The 5,154-nt window shown below is 68.9% G+C and carries 4 protein-coding genes and 1 pseudogene; all 5 read right to left on the reverse strand.

Annotation, left to right across the window (positions count from 1 at the left end; genetic code table 11):
- Positions 1-99 (reverse strand): annotated as a pseudogene (locus tag ACFVGY_RS37535) (Lrp/AsnC family transcriptional regulator); the annotation flags it as partial.
- 121 nt (positions 100-220) lie between these two features.
- The gene (pstB, locus tag ACFVGY_RS37540) at positions 221-997 is read right to left on the reverse strand and encodes a phosphate ABC transporter ATP-binding protein PstB (RefSeq protein ID WP_385687013.1); all 777 of its coding nucleotides are present in this window, start codon (positions 995-997) and stop codon (positions 221-223) included.
- Between the two features lie 27 nt (positions 998-1,024).
- On the reverse strand, positions 1,025-2,104 hold the full coding sequence (gene pstA / locus ACFVGY_RS37545; protein ID WP_385687016.1) for a phosphate ABC transporter permease PstA: 1,080 nt from the start codon (positions 2,102-2,104) through the stop codon (positions 1,025-1,027).
- The gene (pstC, locus tag ACFVGY_RS37550) at positions 2,104-3,093 is read right to left on the reverse strand and encodes a phosphate ABC transporter permease subunit PstC (RefSeq protein ID WP_385687019.1); all 990 of its coding nucleotides are present in this window, start codon (positions 3,091-3,093) and stop codon (positions 2,104-2,106) included. Before pstC ends, pstA begins: the two co-directional genes overlap by 1 nt.
- A gap of 130 nt (positions 3,094-3,223) precedes the next feature.
- Entirely contained in the window at positions 3,224-4,360 is a 1,137-nt protein-coding gene (pstS, locus tag ACFVGY_RS37555; protein WP_385687022.1) for a phosphate ABC transporter substrate-binding protein PstS, read from the reverse strand.
- Positions 4,361-5,154 lie beyond the last annotated feature (794 nt).

Consider the following 5,154-nt stretch of genomic DNA (forward strand, 5'->3'; position numbering starts at 1 on the left):
CGACTTGGTGCGCTCCACGAAGGGCTCGCCCGCGATGCGCTCCAGCACCCGCTCGAAGTGCCGCATGTCGGAGGCGAAGACCTGGACGAGGGCGTGGGCGGGGGCCGGGGCGGGGGCGGCGCGCACCCCCCCCCCCGGGGGGAGCCGGCCCTTCGCCTTGCGGTGGCACCGCCATGCAGCACCGCAGGACGTCTGTGCGGCGTAGCCGCGGTCCGTGGGATCAGCCGAAGCGGCCCGAGATGTAGTCCTCGGTCGCCTGGACGGACGGGTTGGAGAAGATGCGGTCCGTGTCGTCGATCTCGATGAGCTTGCCGGGCTGGCCGACCGCCGCGAGGTTGAAGAACGCGGTGCGGTCCGAGACACGGGCGGCCTGCTGCATGTTGTGCGTCACGATGACGATCGTGAAGCGCTCCTTCAGCTCGCCGATCAGGTCCTCGATGGCGAGGGTGGAGATCGGGTCGAGGGCCGAGCAGGGCTCGTCCATCAGCAGGACCTCGGGCTCGACCGCGATGGCGCGGGCGATGCACAGGCGCTGCTGCTGACCGCCGGAGAGGCCGGAGCCCGGCTTGTTCAGGCGGTCCTTGACCTCGTTCCACAGGTTGGCGCCCTTGAGGGACCGCTCGACGATGTCCTCGAGGGCGGCCTTCTTGTGCTTGCCGTTCAGGCGCAGGCCCGCCGCCACGTTGTCGAAGATCGACATGGTGGGGAAGGGGTTCGGGCGCTGGAAGACCATGCCGACCGTGCGGCGGACCGCGACCGGGTCCACGCCGGGGCCGTACAGGTTCTCGTCGTCCAGGAGCACCTTGCCCTCGACGCGGCCGCCGGGGGTGACCTCGTGCATGCGGTTCAGGGTGCGCAGGAAGGTGGACTTGCCGCAGCCGGACGGGCCGATGAAGGCGGTCACGGAGCGGGGCTCGACGGTCATCGAGATGTCGTCGATGGCCTTGTGGGCGCCGTAGAAGGCGGAGAGACCGGAGACGTCGATTCGCTTGGCCATGTAAATCAGAGCTTCTTTCGTGGCCGGTCAGCGGCCGGTCTTCGGGGCCTTCCAGCGGGCGATGCCGCGGGCCACCAGATTGAGGATCATGACGAAGGCGATCAGGACGAGCGCTGCGGCCCATGCCCGGTCGTAGGAGGCGTCACTGCCGACCTTGTACTGCTCCCAGATGTAGAGGGGGAGCGAGGACTGAGCGCCTTCGAAGGGGTTGCCGTTGATCAGCTGGGAGCCGAAGACCAGCAGCATGATCGGGGCGGTCTCGCCGGCGATGCGGGCGACGGCCAGCATCAGGCCGGTGGCGATGCCGCCGATGGCGGTGGGGAGGACCACCTTGAGGATCACGCGCCACTTCGGCACACCGAGGGCGAGGGCGGCCTCGCGCAGCTCGTTCGGGACGAGCTTGAGCATCTCCTCGGTGGAGCGGACCACGACGGGCATCATCAGGATCGACAGGGCCATCGCGCCGGCGATGCCGGAGGGGCCGAACCCGAGCATCAGGTTCCAGGTCGTCAGGATGAACAGGCCCGCGACGATGGACGGGATGCCGGTCATGACGTCGACGAAGAACGTGACGGCCTTGGCGAGCTTGCCCTTGCCGTACTCGACCAGGTAGACGGCGGTCAGCAGGCCGATCGGGGCGGCGATCAGGGTGGCCAGCGCGATCTGCTCGATGGTGCCGAGCAGGGCGTGGTAGACGCCGCCGCCGGGCTCGAAGCTGGTCACGCCGTTCATCGAGTGGCTGAGGAAGTTGCCGTCGAGGACCTTGATGCCGCGGCTGATGGTGGTCCAGATCAGCGACAGCAGCGGGATGACCGCGAGCAGGAAGCAGACCCAGATCATGGAGGTCGCGACGCGGTCCTTGGCCTGGCGGCTGTTCTCGATCACGGTGCTGGCGCCGTAGGTGATGCCGACGAACAGCAGGGCGGCGATCAGGCCCCACTGGATCTTGCTCTGGAGGCCGAAGACGAGGCCGATGCCGGAGCCGAGGACGGTGGAGAGCACCGCGATGCCGGCGGGGGCCCAGCGGGGCAGGCCGCCTCGGGTGAGGTTGCCGGGGGACGGGGACCGGTCGGCCCGGGTGGGGCGGTCCTGGATTGCGTGGCTCATCAGGCGTTCGCCCCCGAGTACTCCTTGCGGCGCGCGATGATCATGCGAGCGGCGCCGTTGACCAGCAGGGTGAGGAGGAAGAGGACGAGACCGGAGGCGATCAGAGCGTCCCGGCCGAACTCGTTGGCCTCGTCGAACTTCGCGGCGATGTTCTGGGCGAACGTGCCGCCACCCGGGTCCAGGATGTGCCCGGAGATCAGGAAGCTCGGGGAGAGGACGGTGGCGACGGCCATGGTCTCGCCGAGCGCGCGGCCGAGGCCGAGCATGGAGGCGGAGATGACGCCGGAGCGGCCGAAGGGCAGCACCGACATCCGGATGACCTCCCAGCGGGTCGCGCCGAGGGCCAGGGCGGCCTCCTCGTTCATGCGCGGGACCTGGAGGAAGACCTCGCGGCTGACGCTGGTCACGATCGGCAGGATCATGATCGCGAGCAGGATGCCGACGGTGAAGAGCGAGCGGGCGACACCGACCTGCGACTTGTCGAAGACGTACGTCCAGCCGAGGTACTCGTCGAGCCAGAGGTTCAGCCCGGCCAGCTGCGGGACGAGGAAGAGGGCGCCCCAGATGCCGTAGATGATCGACGGCACGGCGGCCAGCAGGTCGACCACGTACGCGAGGGGGGCGGCCAGCTTGCGCGGCGCGTAGTGCGAGATGAACAGGGCGATGCCGACGGCGATCGGAACCGCGATGACCATCGCGATGATCGAGCTGACGACGGTGCCGAAGAGCAGGACGGCGATGCCGAAGACAGGGGGGTTCGCCGACGCGTTCCAGTCGAAGGTGGTGAGGAAGTTGCCCTCGTTCTTCGACAGCGCGATCGAGGCGCGGTAGGTGAGGAAGGCGGCGATGGACGCCATGATCACCAAGAGCAGGATGCCGGAGCCCTTGGAGAGCCCCGAGAAGATCTTGTCACCGGCGCGGCCGGTGGACGTTCCGCTCGTGGGGACAGGCGCGGGCGCGTCTATCTGGGTGGGTGTGGTGGAAGCCATGGTCTTTCCGGTCTGGACGGGGGACGAGCCCCCTGGCGGCGGTGCACCGGATTCCCCCGCGGGGCGAGGGAGGGGCCCCGGGGCCGGGCGGGTCGGACGGGACCCGCCCGGCGGTCCGGGGCTCAGGGGTTCAGGACAGCGAGTTGATGACCTCGCGGACCTTGGTGTTGATCTCGGCCGGGATCGGGGCGTAGCCGTTCTCGGAGAGGACCTTCTGGCCGGCGTCCGAGGCGGTGTAGTTGAGGAAGGACTTCACCGTCGGCAGGGTCTCGGCCTTGTTGCCCTTGTCGCAGACGACCTCGTAGGTGACCAGGACGATCGGGTAGGCACCCTCGGCCTTCGTCGCGTAGTCGAGCTTCAGGGCCAGGTCGGAGCCGGTGCCGGCGACCTTGGCGGCGGCGATGGCCTTGGAGGCGCTGTCGGCGGAGGCCTTGACCGGGGCGGAGGCGCCGGTGTTCAGGTCGACCGTCTTGATGTTCTGCGAGGTGGCGTAGGACAGCTCGAAGTAGCCGATGGCGCCGTCGACCTGCTTGACCTGGGTGGCGACACCGGAGGAGCCGGAGGCGCCGAGACCGCCCGGGGCGGGCCACTTCTTGGCGGCCTCGTACGTCCAGGCGTCACCGGCGGTGGCCTTGAGGTACTTGCCGAGGTTCTCGGTGGTGCCGGAGTCCTCGGAGCGGTGGAAGTGCTGGATCGCGGTCGACGGCAGGGTGACGCCCGGGTTCAGCTTCTTGATCGCCTCGTCGTCCCACTTCTTGATCTTGTCGTTGAAGATGTTGGCGATCGTGGGGGCGTCCAGCGTCAGCTTGTCGACGCCGGCGACGTTGAAGCCGATGGCGATCGGGCCGCCGACCATCGGCAGGTTGATGCCCTGGCCGCCGGTGCAGATCTTCTTCGACTCCTCGACCTGCTCGGGCTTCAGCGCGGAGTCCGAGCCGGCGAAGCCGACGGTGCCCTGGTTGAAGGCGACGATGCCCTCACCGGAGGAGGAGGACTTGTAGTTGACCTCGACGCCCTGGCAGGCGGCCATGTAGTTCTTGACCCACAGGTCCACGGCGTTCTTCTGCGCCGAGGAGCCGGACGCGAGCAGCTTGCCCTTCGCGCCGTCGCACTTGATGTCGCCGGCGGCGACGGACGGCTTGCCGCTGGCGGCGCCGCCGGTGTTGGTGTTGTCGTCCGAGCCGCACGCCGTGAGGACCAGGGCGCCGGACACGACAAGCGCGCCGAGGGCGGAGGCACGAAGCATGTTCTTGCGCTGAAGCTTCACTTTTTGGGGTGTTCCTTCCAGAAGCCGCCGGCCGCTTTCGGTGATCGGGGCGGCGTGCGAAGAGGACTACGTCGGATGTGAGGGCTGCTGCCGGATCCGGCCAGCGGCGCGCTCGTTGCACTACCGAAATTAGGCAGATCAGGTGAAGCGATCGACGGGGGAAGGTGAACGGAAGGTGAACCTCGACGGACGGGCGAGTGCGGTCCGGCGGGGCGCGTGGCGCAGCACGGATCACCACATGATCGGAATGCGGAGGCCGCCGTCGACGGTCGGAGCGGTTTCTCGAAGGAGAATTCCCGGCCGACTGGAATTCGGTCCGTGTGGCGTGAATGCAGGTGCGGAGGATACGCGCACCTGACGGCCCCACTGCCCTATGGGAAGGCTCGGCGAGATCGAAATCCACGGTAAACGCGGGAGCCGGGTTGTCCGTGCTCAAGAAATCCCCCTCGTGCGGGGCGGCTGCGGAGGCCCGCCCCGGCGGCAGGAGCGCACCGGCTCGGTGGTGAGCGCCACCGGATTCGGTGGGGCGAACGGCCCCTCGACACCTACCCGTCCTGGCCGGGAAATTCCGGTGCCACCCTCGGAAAGGTCGCCTTTACTTCGACTCGGCGACCGGCCGGAACCGTGCGCCCTGTGCGCGCACGGTTCCGTACCGGTCGCGGGGCGCCCCGCGCGGAAAACCGCCCGGTCCCCCCCCCCCCGCCCCGCCGGGGGCCCCCCCCCCCCGGGCCGGCGGGGCGGGGGGGACCGAGCCTGGGGGGGGGTAATAAAAAAAATAAAAGCCGCCGCGCACA

This window comes from Streptomyces sp. NPDC127106, assembly GCF_042677605.1.
Classification (GTDB): domain Bacteria; phylum Actinomycetota; class Actinomycetes; order Streptomycetales; family Streptomycetaceae; genus Streptomyces.